Origin of the sequence: Pseudoflavonifractor phocaeensis, assembly GCF_021531375.1 — a bacterium.
Lineage (GTDB): Bacteria > Bacillota > Clostridia > Oscillospirales > Oscillospiraceae > Lawsonibacter > Lawsonibacter phocaeensis_B.
In genome coordinates this window covers 13651-40643 of sequence record NZ_JADYTU010000003.1, presented here as the reverse complement: position 1 = coordinate 40643, position 26993 = coordinate 13651, and the positions used below count along the sequence as shown (strand labels likewise).

The window sequence follows — 26993 nt, the reverse complement described above, 5'->3', positions numbered from 1 at the left end:
CTCTTTCTCGGAAGAAGCTGGGCTCAGTTCTTCAGGCTCTGCATGGGAGCGGGGATGCGGCCGCCCCGGGCGATGAAGTCGGCGCTGGAGTAGGGGTGGACGGGCTGGACGGGGGCGGAGCCCAACAGGCCGCCGAACTCCACGGTGTCCCCCACCTTGCAGCCGGGCGCGGGGATGAGGCGGACGGCGGTGGTCTTGGTGTTGACCATGCCGATGGCGGCCTCATCGGCGATGATGGCGGAGATAGTCTCGGCGCTGGTATCGCCGGGGACGGCGATCATGTCCAGGCCCACGGAGCACACGCAGGTCATGGCCTCCAGCTTGTCCAGAGTCAGGGCCCCGGAGGCAGCGGCGGCAATCATGCCCTCGTCCTCGCTGACGGGGATGAAGGCTCCGGACAGGCCGCCCACGGAGGAGCTGGCCATGACGCCGCCCTTCTTCACCGCGTCGTTGAGCAGGGCCAGGGCGGCGGTGGTGCCGTGGGTGCCGCAGACCTCCAGACCCATCTCCTCCAGGATGCGGGCCACGCTGTCGCCCACGGCGGGGGTGGGAGCCAGGGACAGGTCCACGATGCCGAAGGGGGTGTCCAGACGGCGGGAGGCCTCCTGGGCCACCAGCTGGCCCATGCGGGTGATGCGGAAGGCGGTCTTCTTTACCGTCTCGGCCACCACGTCGAAGGGCTGACCCTTGACGGCCTGGAGGGCGTGGTGGACCACGCCGGGGCCGGAGACACCCACGTTGATGACCTTCTCCGGCTCGCCCACGCCGTGGAAGGCGCCAGCCATGAAGGGGTTGTCCTCCACGGCGTTGCAGAACACCACCAGCTTGGCGCAGCCGAAGCCCCCCTTGTCGGCGGTGCGGTTGGCCAAGTCCTTGATGGTCCGGCCCATGAGGGCCACGGCGTCCATGTCGATGCCCGCCTTGGTGGAGCCCACGTTGACGCTGGCGCAGACGATGTCGGTGGTGGACAGGGCCTCGGGGATGGAATTGATGAGGATGCGGTCGGCGTTGGTCATTCCCTTCTGGACCAGGGCGGAGAAGCCGCCGATAAAGTTGACGCCGCAGGTCTTGGCGGCCTTGTCCAAGGCCACGGCGAAAGGGGTATAGTTGTCGGTCTCCGCCGCGGCGGCCACCAGGGCGATGGGGGTGACGGAGATGCGCTTGTTGACGATGGGGATGCCGAATTCCTTCTCAATGGCCTCGCCGGTGGCCACCAGATGCTCGGCATAGCGGGTGATCTTGTCATATACCTTGTCGCAGGCCACCTTCACATCGCTATGGGCGCAGGACAACAGAGAGATGCCCATGGTGATGGTACGCACGTCCAGATGCTGCTGGTCGATCATCTGGATGGTCTGCATGATTTCGTGTTGATTGAGCATAATGATGCCTCCTTATCGCTTTGGGACAAAGGGTAGGGCGGGGGCTTGCCCCCGCCGGGGGTCGTCGCCGGAAAACCGGGCGGCGGGGGCAAGCCCCCGCCCTACCGATCATTCCCTGCCCGGGAATTCGGCGCTTGGATGTTATCACGCCTTGCCTGTTCGCGACGCGCGGCTGTCCCTACCCTCTTTGTCCCTTCGGGACATTTCCCCCTGATAGGGGGAATCGGCCCTCCGACTTGGGCTTGAAACAGGTTCGCTATGCGAACCTTCGGTTTCGCGCCCTCGCTCCGGTCCATCCGCACTGCTCACGACGGCTCGGACGCTTAGATCCGGTGCATGGCGTTGAAAATATCCTCCCGCTGGATGCGGATAGACAGGCCCTGCTCCTTGCCGGCCCGGTCCAGGATGTCGGACATATCCCCGATGGATTCAGCGCAGGCGGCGGTGTCCACCAGCATGACCATGGTGAAATAGTCCTGCAAAACGGTCTGGGTGATGTCCAGGATGTTGATGTTGTGCTGGGCCAGCAGGGAGCAGACGGCGGCAGTGATGCCCACCTTGTCCTTGCCGATAACGGTAACGATTGCCTTCATAATTCCATACGATCCTTTCTATAATTACATCCTCTGGGTAGGGCGGCCACCGCCCCGCGGTCAATTCAGCTCGTCCAAAGTCAGCTCAAACCCCTCCAGGAAGTGGTCCATGAAGTACCGCAGGGCGGGGATGGGGTTTTGGCACAGGGCGGCGTAGGTCTGCTCCTTTGCCTTTCTGAACTCGGTGTTGCCCGCCTTCAGCTCCTCCACGCACTTGAGATAGGCGGACAGCTTGTCCGCCGCCTTCACCAGGGCCCGGATCTCAGGGTCCGGAATGGTGATCACCTCGTCGTAATCCGCCCGCAGGTCCTCGGGCAGCATGGACAGCAGCTTCCGCTCCGCCACCGCCTCGATGTCCTTGTAGGCCCTCTGGATGTCCGGGTTGTCGTACTTGATGGGGGTGGGCATGTCCCCGGTCAGGATCTCGCTGGCGTCGTGGTACAACGCGGCCACCGCCACGGCGCCAGGGTCCACCTGCCCGCCGTAATAGCGGTTCTGGATGACGGCCAGGGCGTGGGCCAGGACGGCCACCATGTGGGAGTGCTCCTGGATGTTCTCTTCTTGGGTGTTTCGCATGAGGCCCCAGCGGTTGATGTACTTCATCCGGGCGATCATAGGAAAAAAATTGTAAGCCACAGCGTCGGACCTCCTTCCGGGAAAATCAAGACTGGGATATTTTATCACAGGGGCGAGGGGATGTAAACCGCAAGAGGGCCGGAAAAAGAGTTGACGGAGGCAAAAAAATTGCGGATAATGGACCTGAGGCAAAAAACAAGACGGCCTCAGCCGTCTTGTTTCGGTTTGCGCAGGGTCCGCCAGGTGGCATAGACCAGCAGGGCCAGCATCGCCCCGTGGATGGCGAAGATCACCTTGACCTGCCAGGGCCAGAGCCCCACAGACACAGAGCCGTGCTTGCTCAACACAAAGATACTATAAAATTTTTTCAGCCAGACCAGATTGGCCGTTCGCCTAGCGGGCAGAAACACCGCGGCGGATCCGCTCCACAAGGTCCAGGCTCCGGCCAGCAGATTGTGTTCCGGGGCCAAAGAAAGGACCAGGCCTGGGAGGACCGATAGAAGGATCATGACCAGTTCCAGGTGCCCAATCTCTCCCCGGCCCGCAGCCCAGGCGGCCAGGGCCGTCAGGAGCAGGCCGAAACAGGTCAGCAGGATGCCCGCCACCTGGACGGGCCGGGGCGCTCTCCTGCCAGCGCTGTCCGATAATTCCGTCGGTTCGGCTTCCTTCCCGGAGGCCCGCTCCGTCTCCCGGAGCAGGTAGTCTGTGGTCACCCCGAACAGGTCGGCCAACCTGACCAGCTTATCCACATCGGGCACCGATTGTCCTGTCTCCCATTTGGACACCGACTGGCGGGATACCTCCAGTTTCTCCGCCAGGTCCCCCTGGGACATGCCCCGGGCGGTGCGCAGCTTGAGTATTTTTTCAGACAGGTTCATGGATCCGCCCCCTTTCTTCTGGGCCACATTATAAGGGAAATGAGATGGAAAGGCAACCAACCGGCCTTGGAAGTCTTAGCAACCAGCGGTTGCGGGGATTGATTTCCCATCTTTTTCCGGTTTCTGCGCCCGGCACCGTCAGGGCGCAGGCTTATCCCCCGCCTTGTTATTTCCTCCGCGCGGGCAGTTCGGTATTCCGCCTGTTCCGCCGGCCATACCATTTATGCCAGGAAGGAGCCCTCATCATGGCCAAGAAAAACACCCGAAACACTAAAGGGAAGATCATCGAAGCGGCCTGGCGGCTGTTCTACCGCCAGGGCTACGATGACACCACGGTGGAGGAGATCATTGCCGAGTCGGGCACCTCCCGGGGGTCCTTCTACCACTATTTTGAGGGGAAGGACGCCCTGCTGTCCTCGGTGTCCTACCTCTTCGACCAGAAGTACGAGGAGCTGATGGAGACCATGGACCCGGCCATGGACCGGTTCGACCAGCTGATGTACCTGAACCGGGAGCTGTTCGCCATGATCGAGAACTCCATCTCCCTGGACCTGCTGGCCCGGCTGTACTCCTCCCAACTCATCACCCGGGGGGACAAGCACCTGCTGGACCACAACCGGACCTACTACAAGCTGCTGCGGCAGATCGTCCTCCAGGGCCAGGAGCGGGGGGAGCTGCGAAGCGACGTGACGGTGAATGAGATGGTCCGGGTCTACGCCCTGTGCGAGCGGGCGCTGATCTACGACTGGTGTCTGTCCGAGGGAGACTACTCCCTGCTTCAGTACGGCACGGCCATGATGCCCATGTTTTTCGGGGGATTTCGGGCCTGAGTGGGCAAGTTTGTAAAAAATGTACAAACATGTTATTTACAAAATGTACAGCTTATATCCATTGAGCCACAGTTGTAATACGAATTTTTAGAGAATAATGTATAGAATTTATTCTGTACATTATTCTCTGTTTTATTCTCCTTCCCTTTGTGTTATGATGTTCCTAACCGCCGCGCCTGGACCGCCGGCGGTCTTGGTTCTGTCCCGCTCCGGCGGACGGGGCCGTGTGTGTAAGGGACGGCCCGTGCCGTCAGAAGGAGAGTTTTTATGACAAGCGCACAGATCTGTATCACCGTTGTTATCATCCTCTATCTCTGTTTCGTCATCTTCACCGGCATCATGATCGGACGCCGCAGCAAGAAGAGCGCCGAGGGCTTCTATCTGGGCGGCCGCGGCATCGGCCCCCTGGTCACCGCCATGAGCGCCGAGGCCAGCGACATGTCCTCCTGGCTGCTGATGGGCCTGCCCGGCGTGGCCTACCTCACCGGCGTGGCTGACGCCAGCTGGACCGCCATCGGTCTGGCTCTGGGTACTTACCTGAACTTCCTGCTGGTTGCCAAGCGCATCCGCCGGTACAGCGTGCGGCTGGACGCCATCACCATCCCCGCCTTCATTTCCAAGCGCTATCAGGAGAAGCGGCCCGTCATCATGTGCATCGCTTCCCTCATCATCCTGATTTTCTTCATCCCCTATGTGGCTTCCGGCCTGGCCGCCATCGGCAAGCTGTTCAACAGCCTGTTCGGCTGGAACTACATGGTGGCCGTTATCATCGGCGCCGTGGTCATCATCAGCTACACCTCCGTGGGCGGCTTCAGCGCCGTGGCCACCATGGACCTGATCCAGTCCATCATCATGACCTGCGCCCTCGTTGTCATCACCTGCTTCGGCATCTACCAGGCCGGCGGCCTGGACGTGGTGGTGGAGAACGCCAAGGCCCTGCCCGGCTATCTCAGCTTTACCCAGACCTATGACGCCGCCGCTCACGCCGCCAAGCCCTACCCCTTCCTGAACATCGCCTCCATGATGGCCTGGGGCCTGGGCTACTTCGGCATGCCCCACATTCTGGTCCGGTTCATGGCCATCCGGGACGAAAACGAACTGAAGCTGTCCCGCCGCATCGCCTCGGTGTGGGTGGTCATCTCCATGACCGTGGCCGTGTGCATCGGCATGATCGGCTACAGCGTGTCCAAGGCCGGCCGCATCCCCGTCCTGGAGGGCAGCGCCTCTGAGACCGTCATCGTCCAGATCTCCAACCTGCTGTCCAGCTACGGCGTGTTCCCCGCCATCGTGGCCGGTCTGATCCTGGCCGGTATCCTGGCGGCCACCATGTCCACCGCCGACTCCCAGCTGCTGGCCGCCGCCTCCGCCTTCTCTGAAAATCTGCTCCAGGACGTGTTCGGCATCAAGCTGACCCAGAAGCAGACCATGGTGGTGGCCCGGCTCACCGTCATCTGCATTGCCATCGTGGCCGTCTTCCTGGCCGCCGATCCCAGCAGCAGCGTGTTCAAGATCGTCTCCTTCGCTTGGGCCGGCTTCGGCGCCACCTTCGGCCCCGCCGTGCTGTTCGCCCTGTTCTGGAAGCGCAGCAACCGCCAGGGCATCCTGGCCGGTCTGGTGGTGGGCGGCGTGATGGTCTTTGTGTGGAAGTTCGTCATCGCCAAGCTGGGCGGTATGTTCGCCATCTACGAGCTGCTGCCCGCCTTCCTGTGCGCCTGCGTGGCCATTGTGGTGGTCTCCCTGATCACTCCCGCTCCCAGCAAGGAAGTCACCGACCTGTACGACACCTGCAACCAGTAATATTTCTGAGACGACAAAGGAGAGGAGCCGCCGCGGCTCCTCTCCTTTTTGACACTCTGTTCCATTTTGGGGGCGGAGCGGTGCAGATCATGGAACACTGCTTCTACCGATCAAAATTTGCCTTCTTTCAGGGGCTGGGTGCGGAGCTTCTCCCGGAACAGGGCGTCCGCGCTCCCGCCCTCCTTCTCCCGGATATTCTCCCCATCTCGTCTGGCATGTTAATAAAATTTTAAGAAACCGGCCGTTTTTGTTACTGCTTTGTTCCCGCTTTGTAGGAAATCGTCTTTTCTTTGCGGGATATTTGTAATGAATTTTCCGCAAAGGCCCGATACAATAACGTCGTACCGGAATATGGGAAACAAATCCATCCGCTTTGCGTCTAATAAATTATAAGCTACATTTTGTAAGGAGGATATCATGATGAAACGCCTTTTCTTCGGGGCCGCTCTGGCCCTGGCGCTGACTCTGGCCCTGTCCGCCTGCGGCCCCAAGGCTCCCAGCGGCGACCCGCCTGCCAATTCCGCCGGTTCTTCCGCCGATGTGTCCGCCTCCCAGTCTGCCCCGGAGGACGAGCCCTTCGTCTTCACCCGGGACAATCTGCCCCGGCTGGACGGCTCCACCTCCACCGCTCCCCTGGCCCGGGCCATGTGCGCCGTGCTGCTGGGGGAGGACCAGGACAAGGTGGCCGATCTGATCCAATTTTCCCGCACCACCCAGTCCTACCGGAATCTGATGGCGGGGGACGCCGACCTGCTGCTGGCGGCGGAGCCCGCCCCGGAGGTGCTGGCCGAGCTGGAGGCGGGGAACCGATGGCTGCTCACCCCCTTCGCCACCGACGCCCTGGTCTTTGTGGTCAACCGGGACAACCCGGTGGACAACCTGACAACCCAGCAGGTCCAGAAGATCTACACCGGGGAGATCACCAACTGGAAAGAAGTAGGTGGCGACGATCTGGACATCATCCCCTTCCAGCGCAACCCCGAGGCGGGCAGCCAGACCATGTTTGAAAAGCTGGTCATGGATGGCCTGGATCTGATGGAGCCGCCCAAGGAGTGGACCAGCGACAGCATGATGGGCCTGCTGGAGGCGGTGCGGGAGTATGACAACACCCCCGCCGCCATAGGCTACACCGTCTACTACTACGCCAACGACATGGAGATGGCCAAGGGACTGAAGGTGCTGTCCATCGACGGGGTGGAGCCCTCGGCCCAGGCCATCCGCGCGGGGGACTACCCCTTCCTGAACCCCTACTTCGTGGCCATTGCCAAGGACCAGGCGGAGGATACCCCCACCCGCATCCTTTACGACTGGGTACTGGGCCCCGACGGCCAAAAGCTGGCCGCCTTGGAGGGTTATGTCCCCGTCATGGAAACGGAGGGATAATATGGATCGGACACAGCTGACAGCGCTGACTCTGTCCGTCCTTCTGCTGGCCGGGTGCGCCCAGGCCTCCCCCGCGCCCACCGAGAACGGCTCCTCCCAGACCGCCGGGAGCCTTTCTCTGCCTGAGGCTCCTACCGGCCCCAATGTCCAGATGGACTGGTCCAGGCTGGATGGGAACAAGACCGCCCTCCAGCCCGACGCGGACGGGGGACGGTGGTATCCGGACTACACCGGAGTCCTGGTCCCCTCGGAGGACTACGGCCCCCTGGTTCCCTACGCAGGGGCCCTGACCTACAGCTTTAACACCTGGACGGACGACAGCGGCCAGGAGCAGGTGTGGTACTCCCCCTGGCCCACCTCTTTGTACGGCCTGATGACCCGTGAGGGAAAGATCGTCACCGACCCGGTGTATCTCAGCGCCGAACAGGCGGAATTTTATTGGCAGGGACACAGCACCGCCCTCCCCGTCCTGCTCTTGTCCCAGGCCCGGGAGGAGTGGAATGATTTCTGCAACGGTCTCCGGTACGCCGTGGCCGCCCAAGATGGGAGCTGGATCACCGATTTTGAGTTTTGGGGTTACACCACCCATGAGGACGAAGTACTGCTCTACGGCCCTGGGGGCGTGACCTGGATCGACGCCGTCAGCGGTGCCCGGCAGGACTGGAGCTGGGGGTTTCTGGGGGTGACGGAGGAGGAACTGCCCTCGGTGGTGGAGCAGATCATGTGGCTCTACGGCTTCCAGTGGACAGAAGCCGGCATCTTTCTGGGCACCGGCACCCAAACCAGAAATGTCCAGACCGCCAACCAGGTCCGGGTGTTCAGCCCGGAGACCACGGAGGTGGTCTGGATGTCCCGTTCGGATTGGGAGACAAGTCTGGGGCAATGGAACAGCCAGCAGTGGCCGCCCACAGGCTATTGGGAGGACCGGCGGGAGGGCGATCAGGTTACCCTTTTCAATGGCGATGAATCCTATGCCCTGACCGTGCCCGGCTTGGGTGAGAGCTTCAGCTTTGAGGTCTGCGAGCCCTTTGCCTACCTGTGCGATTTCAGCGAAGAGCAGTCCAAATGCTGGCTGTTCCGGCTGTCCAGCGGGGAGCTGCTGACAGAATGCGGCACGATCAGTTTTGTCACCGACCCCGCCCGGCCCGAGTACGGCCCTTACCTCCTGGTCCGCGGTCATAACAGCGGCTATACCTTTTATACCCCGGATTTGGAACCGCTGTACACCTTTCCCGATCCCTCCGGCAACACCTGGCTTTCCTGCACGCTGCGGGACGGCCTGCTGGCGGTCCGGGATGACCGGACCTTCTTCGGCTGCTGGGACCTGGACGCCGGGGCGTGTATCTTCTACCGGAACTTAGACCTGGGCGACTGAGTGGCAGGCAGCCCCATAACGCCTAATCCCCAACTCTCTGGCACTCTCATCACAAAAGTGTAAATATTTTATGAACTCCCTTGCATTTTCCCCCGGGACGCGCTATCATATCGTTAGCACTCAGTATAAATGAGTGCTAACGATTTTGTTTTTTAAAAAATTTTCTATATACGGAGGAATCACAACCATGGCAAAGAAGCAATTTAAGGCCGAGTCCAAGCGCCTGCTGGACCTGATGGTCAACTCCATCTACACCCACAAGGAGATCTTTCTCCGGGAGCTGATCTCCAACGCCAGCGACGCCGAGGACAAACTGGCCTACAAGTCCCTCACCGACGAAAACGTGGACGTGAAGCGCAAGGACCTGAAGATCACCATCACCCCTGACAAGGAGATGCGTACCCTCACCGTGTCCGACAACGGCATCGGCATGAGCCGCGAGGACCTGGAGGCCAACCTGGGCACCATCGCCAAGAGCGGGTCCGGCCAGTTCAAGGCCGACCTCAGCGCGGACGACAAGGCCGCCGACAAGATCGACGTCATCGGCCAGTTCGGTGTGGGCTTCTACTCCGCCTTCATGGTGGCCGACCATGTCACCGTCCTCTCCCGTGCCTTCGGCAGCGACGAAGCCTGGATGTGGCAGTCCGACGGGGCCGACGGCTACACCGTCACCCAATGCGAGAAGGACGCCCCCGGCACCGATGTTATCATGCACATCAAGGCCAACGCCGACGAAGAGAATTACGACCAGTATTTGGAGACCTATAAATTACAGGAGCTGATCAAAAAGTACTCCGACTATATCCGCTACCCCATTATCATGGAGGTGGAGGACTACCGCCAGAAGCCCAAGCCCGAGGACGCCGGTGACGACTATAAGCCCGAGTGGGAGACCGTCAAGGAGTGGAAGACCATCAACTCCATGGTCCCCCTGTGGCAGCGGCAGAAGTCCAAGGTGAAGCCCGAGGAGTACAACGCCTTCTACAAGGAAAAGTTCGGCGATTGGCAGGACCCCCTGGCCGTTATCCACACCAGCGCCGAGGGCGCGGTGACCTACAAGGCCATGCTCTATATCCCTGCCCAGACTCCCTATGACTTTTACACCCGTGAGTATCAGAAAGGCCTGCAGCTCTATTCCTCCGGCGTGATGATCATGGACAAGTGCGCCGACCTGCTGCCCGACTGCTTCCGCTTTGTCAAGGGCGTGGTGGACTCCCCCGACTTCTCCCTGAACATCAGCCGTGAGATCCTCCAGCATGACCGCCAGCTGAAGGTCATCGCCACCGCCCTGGAGAAGAAGATCAAGTCCGAGCTGCTGAAGATGCAGAAGGAGGACCGGGAGAAGTACGAGAAGTTCTGGGCCGCCTTCGGCACCCAGCTGAAGTACGGCGTGGTCAACGACTACGGCGCCAAGAAGGACCTGGTCCAGGACCTGCTGCTGTTCTGGTCCTCCAAGGAGAACGGCTACACCACTCTGGCCGCCTACAAGGACCGGATGCCCGAGGACCAGCCCTATTACTACTACGCCTGCGGCGAGAGCCCGGACAAGATCGCCAAACTGCCCCAGGTGGAGCGCATCCTGGACAAGGGCTACGAAATTCTGTACTGCACCGAGGACGCGGATGACTTTGTCATGAAGGCCCTGATGGAGATCGACGGCAAGCAGTTCAAGTCGGTCAACGACGAGGACGCCCTCCCCCAAACTGAGGAGGAGAAGAAGGCCGCCGAGGAGAAGGCTGAGGCCGGCAAGCCCGTCCTGGAGGCCGTGAAGGAGGCCCTGGGCGACCTGGTCAAAGAAGTGCGCGTCTCCGCCATCCTGAAATCCGGAGCTTGCTGCCTCACCACCGATGGCCCCGTCTCTCTGGAGATGGAGAAGTATATGAACAAGCTGGAGGGCGGCCAGCACATGAAGGCCGACCGGGTGCTGGAACTCAACGCCGACGCCGCTCCCTTCGCCGCTTTGAAGAAGGCGGTGGACACCGAGGACAAGGATACCGTGGCCAAGTACTCCAAGCTGCTCTACGGCCAGGCCCTGCTGCTGGCCGGCCTGCCCCTGGAGGACCCCGCCGAGTATACTCAGCTGGTCTGCTCCCTGATGGTGTAACGAATCCCTTTATCTGACCTTTGACGCTTTTATCCGGCGGGGGCCGACACCGCCGCGAGTGCGGCGGCGCGGGGCGGAATTCACTTTCGCCCCGCAAGAAATCAAATCCGGGCCCCCACAAAAGCGGGTCTACCCGCTTTTGTGGGAGAGACCCCGCCGAGTATACCCAGTTGGTCTGTTCCCTGATGGTATAACGCATCAAAAAAACAGAGGCGGTCCAGCCGCCTCTGTTTTTTGCAAAATTTGCTGACTCACACAAGGAGCCACAGCTATGGATATTTTAGTCACCGTTGACCGCAATTACCTCCGCCCCCTGTCCGTCATGCTGAAGAGCCTGGCCGTCCACCACCGCCATGTTCCGGTGCGGGTCTTCATCCTGCACCGCTCCCTGCTGCCGGAGGACCTCCGGGCCCTGGAGCAGGCGGTGGGCGAGCCGGAGCTGGAGCTGGTCAGCCTGCCCGCCGGGGACTCCCTTCTCTCCGACGCCCCCACCACTGACCGCTATCCCCTGGAGATGTACGACCGCATTTTTGCCGCCCGGTATCTCCCTCCGGAGCTGGACCGGGTCCTCTATCTGGACCCGGATCTGGTAGTCAACGGCCCGCTGGACGACCTGTGGTCCCTGGACCTGGGGGACAGCTGGTTTGCCGCCGCCAGCCATGTGGCCAAGGGTCTGGAGCGGCTCAATGCCGTCCGCCTGCAATCGGAGGCCCCCGGTCCCTACATCAACTCCGGGGTCCTGCTGATGAATCTGCCCCTGCTGCGCCGGGAGCAGCAGCTCCAGCCGGTGCTGGACTATGTGGAGGCCCACCGCCGCACCCTGTTCCTCCCCGACCAGGACGTGATCTCGGCCCTCTACGGCGACAAGATCCTGCGGCTGAACCCCTACCGCTACAATATGACCGAGCGGCTTTTTGCCGCTGCCAAGCTCTCCCCCCGCGGAGAGCTTGACCTGTCCTGGGTGGAGGAAAACAGCCGCATCATCCACTACTGCGGCCGCAACAAGCCCTGGAAAGAGAGCTATTTGGGCCAGCTGGGCCGGTTTTACCAGTTTTACGCCCAAATGACAAAGCCGATCTGACCGTTTTTCTTGGCCTCCCCTCTTGCCAAACGGCAGGAAACCATCTACAATAGAAGAGAATATTCTCTCTGCCCGGAGCGTTTCGGCCAGAGCAGATCGTCATCACTATTAGGAGGCTTTTATCATGCTTGCAATCGCTTCTGACCACGGCGGATATAATTTGAAGGAACATATCAAGGCCTATCTGGCCGCCAAGGGTATCACCTGCAAAGACTTTGGCACCGACAGTGCCGAGAGCTGTGACTACCCCATCTTCGGCAAAGCCGCCGCCGAGGCCGTAGCTTCCGGCGAGTGCGAAAAGGGCATCGTCATCTGCACCACCGGCATCGGCATCTCCATTACCGCCAACAAGGTAAAGGGCATCCGTTGCGCCCTGTGCGCCGACTCCCTGTCCGCTGAAATGACCCGCCGCCACAACGACGCCAACATGCTGGCCATGGGTGCCGGCATGGTGGGTCCCAACCTGGCAGAGCGCATTGTGGACGTCTTCCTCTCCACCCAGTTTGAGGGTGGCCGCCACCAGCGCCGGGTGGACCTGATCTCCGCCATGGAGAAATAAAGCAGAGCATCAAAAAATGTCCGTTTCCCATCCGGGAAACGGACGTTTTTGTATTTTGATCAGACTTCCATAATCACCGGCAGGATCATGGGAGAGCGCTTGTGATTTTATGTCTTGGCCCGGGAAACTGAATTCCCCGGGCCGCCGCGCCTGCTGGGCGCGCCCCGCCTCTCGGCGGGGACCCCAGACCAAGCGCCTCAGACCTCCATAATGACCGGCAGGATCATGGGAGAGCGCTTGGTCTTTTTGTAGAGGTAATTGGACATATCGCCCTTGATGGCGCTCTTGATGGCGGACCAGTCGGTGGCGTACCGGGTGTCCACGCTCATGATGGCCTCCAGAGCCACCTGCCGCAGCTCCTCCAGCAGGCCCTCGGACTCCTTCACATAGACGAAACCCCGGGTGATGATATCCGGGCCGGAGACCAGAGAGCCGTCCTCCCCGGACATGGACAGGACCACCACGATCATGCCGTCCTGAGCCAGGTGCCGCCGGTCCCGCAGGACCACGCTGCCCACGTCGCCCACGCCGTAGCCGTCCACAAAGACCTGGCCGGCGGTGACGGTGCCCGCCAGCTTGGCAGAATTGGGGGTGAACTCCATGACCCGGCCGATGTCGCTGATGAGGATCTGGTTGGGCTCCATGCCCATGCCCCGGGCCAGCTTTCCGTGGATCTGGAGCATCCGCTGCTCGCCGTGGAGGGGAATAAAGAATTTGGGCTTTACCAGAGCGTGGACGATCTTCAGCTCCTCCTGGCAGGCGTGGCCCGAGACGTGGAGGGCCAGATCCCGCTCGTTCATGACCTCCACGCCCTTGCGGTACAGCTCGTTGACCACGTTGCCGATGGCGTTCTCGTTGCCCGGGATGGCGCTGGCGGAGATAATGACCCGGTCGCCGGGGAGCAGGTCCACCTGCCGGTGGGTATTGAAGGCCATCCGGGTCAGGGCGGACATGGTCTCGCCCTGGCTGCCGGTGGTGATGATGCAGACCTTGTTCTTGGGCAGGGACTTGATGTGGTTCAGATCCATGAGCACCCCGTCGGGGATGTTCATATAGCCCAGCTCGGTGGACACCTTCATCACGTTCTCCATGGACCGGCCGGTCACGGCCACCTTCCGGCCGTAGCGGTTGGCCACGTCGATGATCTGCTGGATGCGGTCCACGTTGGAGGCGAAGGTGGTGACGATGATCCGCTCCTCACAGCCCCGGAACAAGGCGTCGAAGGAGGCGCCCACGCTGCGCTCGCTGCGGGTGTAGCCCGGGCGCTCCACGTTGGTGGAGTCGGCCAGCAGGGCCAGCACCCCCTCCTTGCCCAGCTCGCCCAGGCGGGCCAGGTCCATCATGCCCCCCTGGATGGGGGTGGAGTCGATCTTGAAGTCGCCGGTGTGGACACAGGTGCCCACCGGGCACTTGATGGCAAAGGCCACCGCGTCGGCGATAGAGTGGTTCACATGGATGAACTCCACGGAGAACTTGCCCGCCTTGATCACATCCCCCGCCTCGCAGGTGATGAGCTTGGTCTTATCCAGCAGGCGGTGCTCCTCCAGCTTCAGCTTGATGAGGCCGGCGCTCATGCGGGTGGCATAAATGGGGGCGTTGATGGACCGCAGGACATAGGGCAGGGCGCCAATATGGTCCTCGTGTCCGTGGGTGATGAAAATGCCCCGGATCTTGTTCTGGTTCTTGATGAGGTAGCTGACGTCGGGGATGACCACGTCGATGCCGTACATGTCGTCATCGGGGAAGCCCATGCCGCAGTCCACCACCACGATGTCGCCGCCGTACTCGTATACCGTCAGGTTTTTGCCGATCTCGTTGAGACCGCCAAGGGAAATGATCTTCAATTTTTCTGCCATAAATACTCCTTAATCTCACGTTGTCACGCCGCGCTCTTTCGCGGGGCTGTTCTTGGGATGTACGGCAGGGCCCATGACAAAAAAGCCATGCTCCTGGCACAGCAATGAGACGAAGGAAGGCGTCCGGCCCCGGCCCTGCCTCGCCGGTTGGGCAGCTCTCTCTTCTTCGCCTTGTTTGGGTCCTGTCCGGTTGGTGGCTCCGGAGCCGTCCCCGCCTGTTGTTACGGTTCTGGTCCCCGGGCAATATTTAAACGCGGGGGCGCGGAGGTTCTTCTCCGCTGCCCCATTTCGCGCATAAATCAAGATTTGATGTTCATAGTATAACACACTTTCCTGCAAAAGTATACTATGCGTTTCCCGAGAACAAAAGAACTATTTTTTGTCCTTGTCTTGGACACATTGTCGGCAGGCCTCCCGGTCCAGGGCCGCCGCCCGGTCGGCATAGAAGTCGCACAGCTCGGCGGCCAGCTCCAGATCCGGCCCCTCGGCCATCACCCGCAGAGCGGGCCGCCGGGCCAGGGGAACCAGATACACCCAGCCGCTGCCGGTGCGGACCCGGATGCCCTCTCCCTGGGCGGCCTGGGGCTGCTCCCGGGCCAGGGCCTGCATCACCCGTCCCCGGTCCGAGGACAGGGGGACCTCCCGCTTCCAGATGTTGAAGCGGGGCGTTTTGGACATCAGGGTCTCCAGCTTTTGCCCCGACGTTCCCATCCGGGCGCAGATCCGGGCGGCGGCGCTGGGGGCCGACCACAGCCAGGGCAGCGCGGCGTAGCGGTCCCGGGCCTCCTCCCCGTCCCGGTCCAGCCGCAGCACCGTTCCGCCGTAGCCCGCCGCCACCAGATCCACCGCGGCGCTGGCCCCGGAGGGGACGGCCACTGTCCCGCTTCCGTTTTCCATCTCAATGAGGGCCACCAGGGCCAGCAGCTGGCCCGAGTCCAGCAGCGCCCCCCGCTCGTCCTGGGCGGACAGGCGAAAGCCCCCCCGGCTGCCGGAAAAGGCGGGGATGCCGGGCCGCCACCGGTCCTCCACCTGACAGCCCAGGGCCAGCAGCGCGCCCCGGATGGCCCGGTCCGTGGGGGAGTCCTTCCCCACCGCCACGGTAACGCGGCGCAGAACGCTCCGGCCCAAGGCGGCCTCCCGGGCCACCGACTGGGCCCAGAGCAAAGCGGACAGACGGAGCTGCTCCAGCTCTCCCACCCGGTCTCCCCGGACCCGGGGGAACTCCCCCTGGAGGAGGGCGTGCTCCAGCTTCCGCTCCCTGGCCCGGCCCAGCGGGAGCCCCTGGCGGTCAAAAAAGTGCAGATAGACCGGGCCGCCCTCCTCCCGCTCCACGAACAAGGAGACAGGAAGCTCCTCCTTCCGGGCGGCCCAGGCGCCCTGAACGGGACACTCCAGGCCGTGGAACCAGGTCTGTCCGCCGGCGGCCGCCACCCCTGCCGCCGCCGCCCGGGCCAGCATTTTGGCCCCCGGGGTGGCGGAGCAGCCCAGCCCTACCCGGCCCTCCGCCCCCACGCCGCTGCCCCGCGCCCGCAGCGCCGCGGGCCCCAGATCTTCCCCCAGAACCCCCCGGATCACGCCTCCGTCCCCAAAGCGGAGCGTGCCCTTTTGACTGCCGCTGGTGACGGACCGGGCCAGGCGGCACCCGGCTGGGGCGGTCTGCCCCGGCCACAGCCGGACCCGCTCCAGCAGGACGGCCCGCTCCTGCGCCAGGGCGTTTTCCCCCAGTACCGCCCCTTCCTTCAGCACCGCGCCCTGACCGGCGGCGGCGCCCGGGCACAAGATCGCGCCGGACAGGGCGGCGCCCGGACCTGCCGAGGCCCCCTCCAGCAGCACCGACCGCCGGAGGACGGCCTTGGACCCCACCTCCGCTCCCCGGCCCACCACGGCCCAGGGACCCAGCTTGGCTCCCGCCCCGATGACCGCCCCCGGCCCGATCCAGCAGGGGGGCGTCAGGAACACCCCCGGAGGCAGCGCCCCGGCGGACCAGATCCCCGGCCCCCGCCGGGGGAGTCCCGGCTCCAGCTTGATAGTCCCGTCCAGCGCGTCGCACACACAGTTTAAATAGGCCCTGCAGTCCCCCATGTCGCACCAGTAGCCCTCCAGCGGACAGCCGTACAGGGGGGCGCCCTCCCGGAGCAGCGCGGGGAACAGGTCCTTTCCGAAGTCAAAGCTCCCCCGGTCCGGCACCCGGTCCATGGCTGAGGGAGAGAGGAGATAGATCCCCGTGTTGATCCGGTCGGTGACCACCTGGCCCCAGGCGGGCTTCTCCACAAACCGCTCCACCCTGCCCGTGGGATCGGTGACCACAAGGCCGTACTCCAGGGGAGCGCTGTGGGAGTAAAGGGCCAGCGTAGCCGCCGCCTTCTTCTCCCGGTGGAAGGCGGCCAGGCGGCTGAGATCCAGGTCGCAGACACAGTCCCCGCTGATGACCAAAAAGTCTTCCCGGCCCAGATGGGACATGCAGTTCTTCACGCTGCCCGCGGTGCCCAGAGGCTCCTCCTCCACGAAATAGGTCAGCCGGACCCCCAGCCGCTCCCCGCTGCCGAAGTAGTCGGTCACCGCCTGGGGCTGGTAGCACAGGGTGACGCAGATGTCGGTGACGCCGTGCCTTTTCAGCAGGGAGATGATGTGCTCCATCACCGGGCGGCCCAGTAAGGGGGTCATGGGCTTGGGCCGGCCCAGGGACAGGGGCCGCAGGCGGGTGCCCTCTCCGCCGGCCATAATGACAGCTTTCATCGCTTTTGAACCGTCCTTCCGTCCGTTGTAGTCTGTGACGGTTAGTATGGCTGTTTCCCCGGCTTTCATCCCGGAACCTCTTGTCCCAAAAGCCGGACCATGGTATACTTTTTTCCAGCCAAACGACAAGAAGGAGGCGAAGGCATGGAGCTCAGACCGGGCCGTTACCGCCATTTCAAAGGGAAAGACTATGAACTGCTGGGCACCGCCGTCCACTCCGAGACCGGAGAACCCATGGTGGTGTACCGGGCGCTGTATGGAGACCGCGGGCTGTGGGTCCGGCCCGCCGCCATGTGGAACGAGAGAGTGGAGCGGGACGGCTATTCCGGCCCCCGGTTCCGCTGGATAGGAGAGACGTAATGAACATCCAGATCTTTGGAAAAAGCAAGTGCTTCGACACCAAAAAGGCGGAGCGGTGGTTTAAGGAGCGCCGGATCAAATTTCAGGCGGTGGATCTGAAAAAATTCGGCATGAGCCGGGGGGAGCTGGCCAGCGTAAAGAACGCGGTAGGTCTGGACGCCATGGTGGACCCCTCCCATCCCGACGCGGCCCTGCTGTCCTATCTGGCCTCCGACCAGGCCAAGCTGGACCACCTCTTTGAAGACCCCTCCCTGCTGCGCACCCCCATCGTCCGCAACGGCCGGCAGGCCACCGTGGGCTACCACCCCGAGGTGTGGGAGAGCTGGCAGTGACCGCTGGCGGTCAATTGGGTCCGAATCTCAACAAAAGTCCTGTTTATAGGACAGTTCCTCCGCTACACTGGAGACAGTTCCAGGAAAGGGAGTGACGATATGGCAAAAAGCTCCAACCAGAAGACCAAGCTGCTCCATCTCTATCGGATCCTCCTTCGCCAGACCGACGAGGACCACCCCATCACCGTGGCCCAGCTCATCCAGGAGCTGGCCAAATACGACATCAAAGCCGAGCGCAAAAGCATTTACGACGACCTGGAGTCCCTGCGCCAGTTCGGGCTGGATATCCAGTGCCGGAAGGGCCGGTCCGCCGGCTGGTTCGTGGGGGAGCGGGACTTTCAGCTCCCCGAGCTGAAGCTGCTCATGGACGCCGTCCAGTCCTCCCGGTTCATCACCCAGAAGAAGAGCGACGCCCTGATCCGCAAGCTGGAGGGGCTGGCCAGCGTCCACCAGGCCCGGCAGCTCCAGCGCCAGGTCTATGTCAGCGGCCGGATCAAGCTGATGAACGAGAGTATCTACTACAACGTGGACAAGCTCCACGCCGCCGTGTCCGGTCAGAAGGCCATCACCTTCAAGTATTTCGACTACGACATCCACCGGCAGAAGGTCTTTCGTCGGGAGGGCCGGCGGTACACCGTCTCCCCCTACGGCCTGATCTGGAGCAGCGAGAACTACTATCTGGTGGCCTTTGACCACGCCCACCGGGAGATGCGCCACTACCGGGTGGATAAGATGACCGAGATCGTGGTCACCTCCCTGGACCGGGAAGGCCGGGACAGTTACCCCGACTTTCAGCTGGCCTCTTACGGGGAGAAGCACTTTGGCATGTACCGGGGCCGGGAGATGACCGTGACCCTCCGGGGCCGGCGGGACATGGCCGGCGTGGTGTGGGACCGCTTCGGCCAGGACGTGATCCTGGTGCCCGACGGGAAAGAGCACTTTACCGTCACCCTGCCCGTGGTGGTGAGTCCCCAGTTCTTCGGCTGGCTCTTCGGCCTGGACGGAGGGCTGACCCTCACCGCCCCCCAGTCCGCCGTGGAGGATTACCGCCGCAGGCTGGACGCCGCCCGCCTGGGGGAGACGTGACCGCCCCTCCGGGCGTCCTTTTCCTTGCAATTTCGGGGCGGTTACGATATGATAGGTTACAACACGCGACCGACAAAGGAGGTCCTCTTTTATGCGGGACGGATTCATCAAAATTGCCGCCGGTACGCCGGAGGTCCGGGTGGCGGACTGCGCCTACAACGCGGACCGCTGCATCGAGCTGATCCGGCAGGGGGCGGAGCAGGGCGTCAAAGTGCTGTGCCTGCCCGAGCTGTGCCTCACCGGCTACACCTGCGGCGACCTGTTTTTGCAGGAGCCCCTGCTCCGGGGCGCCGAGGCGGCTTTGAAGCGGGTGCTGGCCGAGACGGCGGATGTGGATATGCTCATCGCCCTGGGCCTGCCGGTCCGGTACAACCACAAGCTGTTCAACTGCGCCGCGGTGCTGTGCCGGGGGAAGCTGCTGGGACTGGTGCCCAAGCAGAACATCCCCAACTACACGGAATTTTATGAAGCCCGCTGGTTCGCCTCCGGCCGTGAGCTGGGGGAGGGCCTCGCCATCCCCTTTGCCGGGCAGGAAGCTGTGGATTTCTCCACCGGCCTCATCTTCCGCTGCGCCGACTTCCCCCTGCTGACGGTGGGGGTGGAGATCTGCGAGGACCTGTGGGTGGCGGACACCCCCTCCACCCGCCTGGCCCAGGGGGGCGCGACTTTGATCCTGAACCCCTCCGCCAGCGACGAGACCGTCTGCAAGGACGAGTACCGCCGGACCCTGCTGGCCGCCACCTCCGGGCGGCTGGTCTGCGGCTATGTCTATGCCGACGCCGGCTGGGGGGAGTCCTCCACCGACCTGATCTACGCCGGCCACAGCATCATCGCGGAGAACGGCTCCATTCTGGCCCAGCGCCGGTTCGAGACCGGCCTCACCGTCACCGAGCTGGATCTGGAAAAGCTGGCCCACGAGCGTCAGCGGATGTCCACCTTCCCGGCCGCCGCGCCTGACGTCTATCCCCGCTGCTTCTCCCTGGAGGTGGGCGACACCGCCCTGACCCGTCCCATCCCCAAGAACCCCTTTGTCCCCGCCGACCGGGGGGACCGGGCCGCCCGGTGCCAGGAGATCCTGACCCTGGCCGCTCTGGGGCTGAAAAAGCGGCTGGCCCACACCCACGCCAAGACCGCCGTGGTGGGTCTGTCCGGCGGACTGGACTCCACGCTGGCGCTGCTCATCACCGCCCGTGCCATGGCCATGCTGGACCGTCCCGCCAGCGACATCGTGGCCATCACCATGCCCTGCTTCGGCACCACCTCCCGCACCAAGTCCAACGCGGAGCTGCTGGCCGAGCGGGTGGGGGCTGCCCTAAAGATCATTGACATCGGCGAGGCGGTGAAGGTCCACTTCCGGGACATTGGCCAGTCCATGGAGGACCTGTCCGTCACCTTTGAGAACGGCCAGGCCCGGGAGCGCACCCAGGTGCTCATGGACATCGCCAACCAGTCCGGCGGTCTGGTCATCGGCACCGGCGACCTGTCCGAGCTGGCGCTGGGCTGGGCCACCTACAACGGGGACCACATGTCCATGTACGCCGTCAACGCCGGCATCCCCAAGACTCTGGTGCGCCACCTGGTGGCCTATGTGGCCGACGAAAATCAGGACCGGGACCCCCAGCTGTCCGCTGTGCTGCGGGACATTCTGGACACTCCCGTCTCCCCCGAGCTGCTGCCCCCCAAGGAGGGAGAGATCGCCCAGAGGACCGAGGATCTGGTGGGCCCCTACGAGCTCCACGATTTCTTCCTGTACTACGCCGTCCGCTGGGGTTTCTCCCCCAGAAAGGTGTACCGGCTGGCCCTGTACGCCCTGGAGGACGCCTACGGCCGGGAGACCATCCTCAAGTGGCTGAACAACTTCTACCGCCGCTTCTTCGCCCAGCAGTTCAAGCGCTCCTGCCTGCCCGACGGACCCAAGGTGGGCTCCGTCACCCTGTCCCCCAGAGGCGACTGGCGGATGCCCTCCGACGCCGTGGCTGCCCTGTGGATGGAGGAACTGACAGGTCTGGAATAATCTTTCCCCCAGTCGCCTCGCGCGCCCAAGCGCGCCGCGCTCAGTGGCGCGTAAATTCGGAGCACAGCGGAGAATTGCGCAGGCGAAATTCAATTTCGCCGAGCATTTGAATGAAACGGGCCCCCAGAGGACGCTGGCGTCCTCTGGGTACGACTGGAGAATGCCCTCCGACGCCGTGGCCTCCCTGTGGATGGCCGAGTTGGAGACTCTGGGCTGAGCGTGACCACGTTCTTTGCCGGACAAGGGGGAAGAAATTTCCCCGAAAAACGCCGGGAAATCCGCCTCCGCCCTTGTAAACTCAGAAAAAAAGAATTATAATAGAATGCGCCCGGGTTTTCCGGGCGCATTTGTCTCATTTCAAATACTTTAAAATATGGAGAGGATTCACCTATGGAACGCACCACCATCGCCGCCGTCTTCGCCGACCGGGAGGCTCTGGGCGGCCAGACCGTCACCGTCTGCGGCTGGGCCCGGACCATCCGGGACATGAAGACTTTCGGCTTTATCGAGCTTAACGACGGCTCCTGCTTCAAGAACCTCCAGGTGGTCATGGACGCCAACGTCCTGGATAACTACAAGGAGATCGCTTCCCAGAACGTGGGCGCCGCCCTCATCGTCAAGGGCCAAGTGGTCCTGACCCCCGAGGCCAAGCAGCCTCTGGAGGTGAAGGCCGCCTCCATCGCCGTGGAGGGCCCCTCCGCCCCCGACTACCCCCTGCAGAAAAAGCGCCACAGCGTGGAGTTCCTGCGGACCATCCAGCACCTGCGTCCCCGGACCAACCTGTTCTCCGCCGCCTTCCGGGTCCGCAGCACCGCCGCCCACGCCATCCACTGCTTCTTCCAGGACCGGGGCTTCGTCTATGTCCACACCCCCATCATCACCGGCTCCGACTGCGAGGGCGCCGGCGAGATGTTCCAGGTGACTACCCTGGACCTGAACAACGTCCCCAAGACCGAGGACGGCCAGGTTGACTACTCCCAGGACTTCTTCGGCAAGAAGACCAGCCTCACCGTGTCCGGCCAGCTCAACTGCGAGAACTTTGCCATGGCCTTCGGCAACGTGTACACCTTCGGTCCCACCTTCCGGGCCGAGAACTCCAACACCGCCCGCCACGCCGCCGAGTTCTGGATGATCGAGCCCGAGATGGCCTTCGCCGACCTGAACGACTACATGGACACCGCCGAGGCCATGATCAAGTATATCATCAACTATGTGCTGGAGAAGTGCCCCGACGAGATCAACTTCTTCAACTCCTTCGTGGACAAGGGCCTGAAGGAGCGGCTGGAGCATGTGGCCAACTCCGACTTCGGCCGGGTCAGCTACACCGAAGCGGTGGAGATCCTGAAGAAGGTCAACGACAAGTTTGACTACAAGGTGGACTGGGGCACCGACCTGCAGACTGAGCACGAGCGCTACCTCACCGAGCAGGTGTTCAAGCGCCCTGTCTTTGTCACCGATTACCCCAAGGAGATCAAGGCCTTCTACATGCGCCTCAATGACGACGGCAAGACCGTGGCCGCCGCCGACTGTCTGGTCCCCGGCATCGGCGAGATCATCGGCGGCTCCCAGCGTGAGGAGCGCATCGACATTCTGGAGGCCCGCATCAAGGAGCTGGGCATGAACCCCGAGGACTACTGGTGGTACTGCGACCTGCGTCGGTACGGCTCCTGCCGCCACGCCGGCTACGGTCTGGGCTTCGAGCGCATGGTCATGTACCTCACCGGCATCAGCAACATCCGTGACGTGGAGCTGCATCCCCGTACGGTCGGCAACGCCGAGTTCTAAAACCCCATTCCCACGGCCCCGGCAGCAGACTGCCGGGGCCTTTTCGCGCCCAAACACGGGTTTTCGGAGAAAACAGGGCCTATCCAGCCCTTTTCGTGCCTCCGCCTTGTCCGGTGCCTGACCGGCGTTTCCTTTCGCGCACCGAAAAATCAGCAAAATAGCAAGATAAAGTATGGATTTCTCGGGCGGTCCGTGGTAGACTAAAAAAAAGCCTGCGAACAGGAGGAGATTCACATGCTGTCAGAAAAATATGCGGCAATGCTTTCGGAAAAGGATATTATTTTTGAGGTCGCCGGCTACGGAAGGCAACGGGCACAGGAGATCGGCGCGGACCAGGTCTTTGATTTCAGCCTGGGAAATCCCTCCGTACCGGCGCCCCCTTCCGTAAACGAGACCATCGTCCGTATTTTGAAGGAGCAGCCGCCCCTTCAGGTCCACGGCTACGGCCCCAGCTTCGGTATCCCGTCGGTGCGGGAGGCGGTGGCCCAGTCTTTGAACCGGCGCTTCGGCATGAACTATCAGATGAAGCACATTTTTATGGCCATCGGCGCGGCCGGCGCCTTGGCCCACGCCTTCCGGGCGGTGACCTGCCCCGGGGATGAGATCATTGCCTTTGCCCCCTACTTCCCGGAGTACAGGCCCTATACCGCGGGGGCCGGACTGACGCTGAAGGTCGTGCCGGCGGACATCGACACCTTCCAGATCAATTTCGCCGCCTTTGAGGAAGCTCTGAATCCCAAGGTGACCGCCGTGCTGGTCAACAGCCCCAACAACCCCTCCGGCATCGTGCTGTCCACCCCCACGGTGAAGCGTCTGGCGGAGATCCTGGAGGCCAAGCAGCGAGAGTACGGCCACCCCATCTATCTGATCTCCGACGAGCCCTACCGGGAGATCCTGTTTGAGGGCACGGACTGCCCCTATACCGCCAGCCTCTATCCCAACACCATCACCTGTTACTCCTTCTCCAAGTCCCTGTCCCTGCCGGGCGAGCGCATCGGCTATCTGGCCGTCAACCCGGCGGCGGAACAGGCGGAGAAGATCGTGGAGGTGTGCCCCCAGATCTCCCGCACCATCGGCCAGAACGGAGCGGCCACATTGATCCAGCTGACCGTCGCCCAGTGCATCGACGAGACCAGCAATCTGAAGGTCTATGAGGCCAATAAAGACCACCTGTACCAGGAACTGATCCGGGACGGATACACCTGCGTGGAGCCGGGCGGCAGCTTCTATATGTTCCCCCGCTCCCTGGAGCCGGACGACTACGCCTTCTGCGAGAAGGCCAAGCAGCTGGACCTGCTCTTTGTGCCGGGCAGCGCCTTTGGCTGCCCCGGACACTTCCGCATCGCCTACTGCGTGCCGGAGGAAAAGGTCATCCGCGCCCTGCCGCGGCTGAAGCAGCTGGCGGAGCTGTATGGAAAGTAAACAGCCGGCGAGGTCAATGTGATTCATCCAAACAATCAAACGCCCTGGCACCTCCGGTGCCAGGGCGTTTTCACATTGCTTGTCTATCGACATGGGGCGTTGGCCGCACCATCCTCAGCCGCTGTCGCTCACCGCACCCGGTTGTTCAGAGGCTCTCCTGCCAGATACCGGCGCAGATTCTCCTGGGCCATCTCAATGCAGGTCCTGCGGGTGATCTCCAGCCGCATCCCGCCGGCCACATGGGGGGTGAGGAGCAGATTGGGGATATCCCACAGGGGACTGTCCTCGGGCAGCGGCTCCGGTTCGGTGACGTCCAGGGCCGCCCCCCACAGCTTGCCGCCCTCCATGGCCCGGACCAGGGCATCCTGGTCCAGCACCGAACCCCGGCCGGAATTGATGAGAATGGCATCGTCCTTCATCCGGGCGATGCGGGCCTCGCTCATCAGTCCGGCGGTCTGGGGGCTGTGGGGCAGACTGAGGGCCACCACATCGGCCTGAGGCAGCAGCTCATCCAGCTTGTCCAGGGTGTATACCTGGTCAAAACCGGCCACCGGACCCTTCACCGTCCGCTTCAGTCCGATGGTCGCCGCACCCAGGCTCTGACACATCCCGGCAAAGGCGGACCCGATGTTCCCCGCGCCCACCACCAGCACCGTGCTGCCGAAAATGGTCTTCATATTCCCCTCGTCCTCCCAGCGGTGGGCTCTCTGACTGTCCCGGTAGGTGGGCAGGCGGCGGCACAGGGCCAGCAGGCTGGCCAGCATGTGCTCGGCCACGCTCAGACTGTTGCTGCCGCTGGAGGAGGTCATGACCACTCCATCGGGCAGGACACCGGGTCCCTCATACTCGTCGGTGCCCGCCCACATGGTCTGGAACCATTTCAGATTGGAGGCGCTTTTCAGGTCTTTGGCCCGGGGCCAGCCCATGAGCACAGTTGCCCGCTCCAGCTGCTCCGGGGTGACAGTGCGCCGTCCGGCGTACACATGGACCGCGTCGGGAGCGATGGTCTCAAATTCCTTCTTCTCCTCCTCATTGACCGGGAGGAGATTTAAAATGTATTCAGACATGGTTGTTTCTCCGTTTCTCCTTTGAACTTCAAGTGCAAGACCGCTCCGCGGCCATTGCCGCCATTTCTAAACAACGCGGCGGGGCGCGCTCAATCCTTCTCCACCAGCTCCACCGTCAGCTTTTCCGTGTCCACCCGGACCCAGTCTCCGTTTTTCACCCGGTCATAGAAGCCCGCCTCCACATGGTACACCATGGGCATCTCCATGACCACGGCGCTGGAGACCAGCACGGTGTCCAGCTCCTCCACGATCAGCGCCCGGGGAGCGGAACCGTCCCGGTCCAGCCGGTACATCCCGTCCGCCTGGACCGATGAGCTGCCTTTTCCCCCCGGAAAAATGAGGATCTTGTCCTTCACGCTGACGCCCTTCAGACAGTGGCCGTCCTCCGTCACCACGCCGGTAGCGGGATCGGTATAGTAGAACAAGATCGCGTCCTGGGAGATCAGCGCCTCGCCCTCCACGATCCCGGAGGACACCCTTTTACAGCGAAATACCTGACTCATATTATTCCACCCTCCCGCGCTGTGCCCAGCGGATGCAGCTTTCCGTATCCCGCACCGCCATCTGCACGCCGAATGTACGCATGTAATAGGACGCCTTGGGGGAGTCCGTCACGCCGGCCTGTCCCGCCAGCCGCTTCCAGCAGCAGGCCTCGTCCACACAGGTATCCGGGATCAGCTCTACGCCCTTCTCCAGCAGCGCCTCCTCCATGCCGGTGCGCCCGGCCAGATCCTTCACCGCGGAGGAGGTGTGGATCCACACGGGCACCACCGCGGGGCCGCTCTCCAGCAGACGGGCCACCTGCCGCAGCTGATCGTAATTGTAATGGGGGCAGCCCAGGATGACAAATTCCACCTCGCTGCGCAGCGGGGGAGAAAACTCTTCCAGCGCCTGGTCCAGATCCTCCCGGGTGATGACCACATGGCGCTTGAGCTCCCGCCCGCCGACGGCAGTCTTCAAATCGGGGGCCTCGGGGGTGACGCCAACAATGTGGAACATCTCGTAAGCGCCGGACACATTCAGCTCCGAACCCAGCTGGATCAGCCCTTCCGTGGAGATGTGCCGGGGAAGCCCCTGAAAGACCGGGACGCCCTTTCCGATCTTCTTGCCCAGCAGGCCCAGCAGCGCATAGTCAAAATCGCCGCGCATCTCGGCCTGTACCTCCACCAGAATGTCGGCGCGGCGGTTCTCGTCCAGCAGCATCCCATATTCCGGCGTAAAGCCGGTAATGGCGGCGCACATGGCGCTGGCCGCGCTCTCCCGGTTGGTCCGGGCTCCGATCACCGAGTTGGCATAGACCGTGACGCTGGTCTCGGAGAAAGCGACCACCTCGCCGTAGTGGGGAATGTTGCCGAACAGGTAGGGGGTGCAGCTGTAGGTCATGACCGCGCCCAGCCGCCGGTATGCCCGCTCTGTGCGCTCCATATGGGCCACCGCCTTCTCGTCCAGCACGCCCTTGCTCCGGAAGTAGTCCACGCAGTATCCCGGATTCACGGTGGGCGGGACCGCGCAGACGGCGCCCGCGCCGCCCATCTTCTCCGCGAACCACACATCCGCGTCCTGGGCGCTGAGCGATATATGGGCCCTGGAAATAGGCACCATCCGCTGCGCCTCAAAGCTGTCGCCCACGGCCTCCAGGATCTGCATGGCCATGGCCTTGCCCTTTCCGTACTTGCCGTCCAACATCTCTTGCTGATACTCGGATAAAATCATGCCGCACCTCCTTGGTCTTCCATCACAACCTGTATACAGGGTATATACATCATGGGGCCATAAA

General features: G+C 62.7%; 22 protein-coding genes. 13 read left to right on the top strand and 9 right to left on the bottom strand.

Annotated elements, in window-relative coordinates; all coding sequences use genetic code 11:
- Positions 1-23: 23 nt before the first annotated feature.
- From I6E39_RS02385 to I6E39_RS02370, 4 genes are all read right to left on the bottom strand, one after another.
- Positions 24-1382: a PFL family protein gene (locus I6E39_RS02385; RefSeq protein WP_235379727.1), complete on the bottom strand. Its 1359-nt coding sequence runs from the start codon at positions 1380-1382 to the stop codon at positions 24-26.
- 323 nt (positions 1383-1705) lie between these two features.
- Positions 1706-1975 carry an ACT domain-containing protein gene (locus tag I6E39_RS02380; RefSeq protein WP_235379725.1) on the bottom strand — a complete coding sequence of 90 codons (270 nt, stop codon included), beginning with the start codon at positions 1973-1975 and terminating at the stop codon, positions 1706-1708.
- A 60-nt stretch (positions 1976-2035) separates the two neighbouring features.
- Complete coding sequence (gene yfbR, locus I6E39_RS02375) at positions 2036-2611, bottom strand: 5'-deoxynucleotidase (RefSeq protein ID WP_235379723.1); 576 nt, start codon at positions 2609-2611, stop codon at positions 2036-2038.
- A 146-nt stretch (positions 2612-2757) separates the two neighbouring features.
- On the bottom strand, positions 2758-3429 hold the full coding sequence (locus I6E39_RS02370; protein ID WP_235379721.1) for a helix-turn-helix domain-containing protein: 672 nt from the start codon (positions 3427-3429) through the stop codon (positions 2758-2760).
- 245 nt (positions 3430-3674) lie between these two features.
- Here I6E39_RS02370 and I6E39_RS02365 point away from each other — a divergent pair, with 245 nt between their 5' ends.
- From I6E39_RS02365 to rpiB, 7 genes are all read left to right on the top strand, one after another.
- On the top strand, positions 3675-4259 hold the full coding sequence (locus I6E39_RS02365; protein ID WP_235379719.1) for a TetR/AcrR family transcriptional regulator: 585 nt from the start codon (positions 3675-3677) through the stop codon (positions 4257-4259).
- A gap of 267 nt (positions 4260-4526) precedes the next feature.
- Complete coding sequence (locus tag I6E39_RS02360; protein WP_235379717.1) at positions 4527-6056, top strand: sodium/proline symporter; 1530 nt, start codon at positions 4527-4529, stop codon at positions 6054-6056.
- Positions 6057-6473: 417 nt separating this feature from the next.
- Complete coding sequence (locus I6E39_RS02355; protein ID WP_235379716.1) at positions 6474-7439, top strand: PstS family phosphate ABC transporter substrate-binding protein; 966 nt, start codon at positions 6474-6476, stop codon at positions 7437-7439.
- Position 7440: 1 nt separating this feature from the next.
- On the top strand, positions 7441-8814 hold the full coding sequence (locus I6E39_RS02350) for a hypothetical protein (RefSeq protein ID WP_235379714.1): 1374 nt from the start codon (positions 7441-7443) through the stop codon (positions 8812-8814).
- A gap of 187 nt (positions 8815-9001) precedes the next feature.
- Complete coding sequence (gene htpG / locus I6E39_RS02345) at positions 9002-10918, top strand: molecular chaperone HtpG (protein ID WP_235379712.1); 1917 nt, start codon at positions 9002-9004, stop codon at positions 10916-10918.
- Positions 10919-11189: 271 nt separating this feature from the next.
- Positions 11190-11999, top strand: a complete 810-nt coding sequence (locus tag I6E39_RS02340) for a glycosyltransferase family 8 protein (RefSeq protein WP_235379710.1) — start codon at positions 11190-11192, stop codon at positions 11997-11999.
- 124 nt (positions 12000-12123) lie between these two features.
- The gene (gene rpiB / locus I6E39_RS02335) at positions 12124-12558 is read left to right on the top strand and encodes a ribose 5-phosphate isomerase B (protein WP_235379709.1); all 435 of its coding nucleotides are present in this window, start codon (positions 12124-12126) and stop codon (positions 12556-12558) included.
- 197 nt (positions 12559-12755) lie between these two features.
- Here the strand turns inward: rpiB and I6E39_RS02330 are convergent, their stop codons facing one another.
- Entirely contained in the window at positions 12756-14414 is a 1659-nt protein-coding gene (locus tag I6E39_RS02330) for a ribonuclease J (RefSeq protein WP_235379708.1), read from the bottom strand.
- A gap of 372 nt (positions 14415-14786) precedes the next feature.
- A complete protein-coding gene (locus I6E39_RS02325) occupies positions 14787-17150 on the bottom strand; it encodes a sugar phosphate nucleotidyltransferase (RefSeq protein WP_235379706.1) in 2364 nt (787 codons plus the stop codon).
- A 144-nt stretch (positions 17151-17294) separates the two neighbouring features.
- Between I6E39_RS02325 and I6E39_RS02320 the strand changes: the two genes are divergently transcribed.
- The 6 genes from I6E39_RS02320 (at position 17295) to I6E39_RS02295 (ending at position 24149) form a co-directional block, all read left to right on the top strand.
- On the top strand, positions 17295-17510 hold the full coding sequence (locus tag I6E39_RS02320; RefSeq protein WP_235379705.1) for a DUF1653 domain-containing protein: 216 nt from the start codon (positions 17295-17297) through the stop codon (positions 17508-17510).
- On the top strand, positions 17510-17842 hold the full coding sequence (locus tag I6E39_RS02315) for an arsenate reductase family protein (RefSeq protein ID WP_235379703.1): 333 nt from the start codon (positions 17510-17512) through the stop codon (positions 17840-17842). Before I6E39_RS02320 ends, I6E39_RS02315 begins: the two co-directional genes overlap by 1 nt.
- Before the next feature lie 99 nt (positions 17843-17941).
- On the top strand, positions 17942-18928 hold the full coding sequence (locus tag I6E39_RS02310; protein WP_235379701.1) for a helix-turn-helix transcriptional regulator: 987 nt from the start codon (positions 17942-17944) through the stop codon (positions 18926-18928).
- A 91-nt stretch (positions 18929-19019) separates the two neighbouring features.
- Positions 19020-20942 (top strand): NAD(+) synthase, encoded by a 1923-nt coding sequence (locus I6E39_RS02305; protein WP_235379700.1) that lies wholly within the window; start codon positions 19020-19022, stop codon positions 20940-20942.
- Positions 20943-21332: 390 nt separating this feature from the next.
- Positions 21333-22727, top strand: coding sequence for an asparagine--tRNA ligase (asnS, locus tag I6E39_RS02300; protein WP_235379698.1), 1395 nt, complete (start codon positions 21333-21335; stop codon positions 22725-22727).
- A 234-nt stretch (positions 22728-22961) separates the two neighbouring features.
- On the top strand, positions 22962-24149 hold the full coding sequence (locus I6E39_RS02295; protein ID WP_235379696.1) for a pyridoxal phosphate-dependent aminotransferase: 1188 nt from the start codon (positions 22962-22964) through the stop codon (positions 24147-24149).
- Positions 24150-24277: 128 nt separating this feature from the next.
- On the opposite strand, the gene I6E39_RS02290 is transcribed toward I6E39_RS02295, so the two are convergent.
- From I6E39_RS02290 to I6E39_RS02280, 3 genes are all read right to left on the bottom strand, one after another.
- A complete protein-coding gene (locus I6E39_RS02290) occupies positions 24278-25216 on the bottom strand; it encodes a D-2-hydroxyacid dehydrogenase (protein WP_235379694.1) in 939 nt (312 codons plus the stop codon).
- A gap of 89 nt (positions 25217-25305) precedes the next feature.
- Entirely contained in the window at positions 25306-25719 is a 414-nt protein-coding gene (locus I6E39_RS02285) for an aconitase X swivel domain-containing protein (protein WP_235379693.1), read from the bottom strand.
- A 1-nt stretch (position 25720) separates the two neighbouring features.
- Positions 25721-26929, bottom strand: a complete 1209-nt coding sequence (locus tag I6E39_RS02280; RefSeq protein ID WP_235379691.1) for an aconitase X catalytic domain-containing protein — start codon at positions 26927-26929, stop codon at positions 25721-25723.
- Between the last annotated feature and the right edge of the window lie 64 nt (positions 26930-26993).

Coding starts and splice junctions, on each gene's coding strand:
- I6E39_RS02385 (WP_235379727.1), bottom strand. CDS start 1,382: ATGCTCAATCAACACGAAATCATGCAGACCATCCAGATGATCGACCAG.
- I6E39_RS02380 (WP_235379725.1), bottom strand. CDS start 1,975: ATGAAGGCAATCGTTACCGTTATCGGCAAGGACAAGGTGGGCATCACT.
- I6E39_RS02370 (WP_235379721.1), bottom strand. CDS start 3,429: ATGAACCTGTCTGAAAAAATACTCAAGCTGCGCACCGCCCGGGGCATG.
- I6E39_RS02365 (WP_235379719.1), top strand. CDS start 3,675: ATGGCCAAGAAAAACACCCGAAACACTAAAGGGAAGATCATCGAAGCG.
- I6E39_RS02360 (WP_235379717.1), top strand. CDS start 4,527: ATGACAAGCGCACAGATCTGTATCACCGTTGTTATCATCCTCTATCTC.
- I6E39_RS02355 (WP_235379716.1), top strand. CDS start 6,474: ATGATGAAACGCCTTTTCTTCGGGGCCGCTCTGGCCCTGGCGCTGACT.
- I6E39_RS02350 (WP_235379714.1), top strand. CDS start 7,441: ATGGATCGGACACAGCTGACAGCGCTGACTCTGTCCGTCCTTCTGCTG.
- htpG (WP_235379712.1), top strand. CDS start 9,002: ATGGCAAAGAAGCAATTTAAGGCCGAGTCCAAGCGCCTGCTGGACCTG.
- I6E39_RS02340 (WP_235379710.1), top strand. CDS start 11,190: ATGGATATTTTAGTCACCGTTGACCGCAATTACCTCCGCCCCCTGTCC.
- rpiB (WP_235379709.1), top strand. CDS start 12,124: ATGCTTGCAATCGCTTCTGACCACGGCGGATATAATTTGAAGGAACAT.
- I6E39_RS02330 (WP_235379708.1), bottom strand. CDS start 14,414: ATGGCAGAAAAATTGAAGATCATTTCCCTTGGCGGTCTCAACGAGATC.
- I6E39_RS02325 (WP_235379706.1), bottom strand. CDS start 17,150: ATGAAAGCTGTCATTATGGCCGGCGGAGAGGGCACCCGCCTGCGGCCC.
- I6E39_RS02320 (WP_235379705.1), top strand. CDS start 17,295: ATGGAGCTCAGACCGGGCCGTTACCGCCATTTCAAAGGGAAAGACTAT.
- I6E39_RS02315 (WP_235379703.1), top strand. CDS start 17,510: ATGAACATCCAGATCTTTGGAAAAAGCAAGTGCTTCGACACCAAAAAG.
- I6E39_RS02310 (WP_235379701.1), top strand. CDS start 17,942: ATGGCAAAAAGCTCCAACCAGAAGACCAAGCTGCTCCATCTCTATCGG.
- I6E39_RS02305 (WP_235379700.1), top strand. CDS start 19,020: ATGCGGGACGGATTCATCAAAATTGCCGCCGGTACGCCGGAGGTCCGG.
- asnS (WP_235379698.1), top strand. CDS start 21,333: ATGGAACGCACCACCATCGCCGCCGTCTTCGCCGACCGGGAGGCTCTG.
- I6E39_RS02295 (WP_235379696.1), top strand. CDS start 22,962: ATGCTGTCAGAAAAATATGCGGCAATGCTTTCGGAAAAGGATATTATT.
- I6E39_RS02290 (WP_235379694.1), bottom strand. CDS start 25,216: ATGTCTGAATACATTTTAAATCTCCTCCCGGTCAATGAGGAGGAGAAG.
- I6E39_RS02285 (WP_235379693.1), bottom strand. CDS start 25,719: ATGAGTCAGGTATTTCGCTGTAAAAGGGTGTCCTCCGGGATCGTGGAG.
- I6E39_RS02280 (WP_235379691.1), bottom strand. CDS start 26,929: ATGATTTTATCCGAGTATCAGCAAGAGATGTTGGACGGCAAGTACGGA.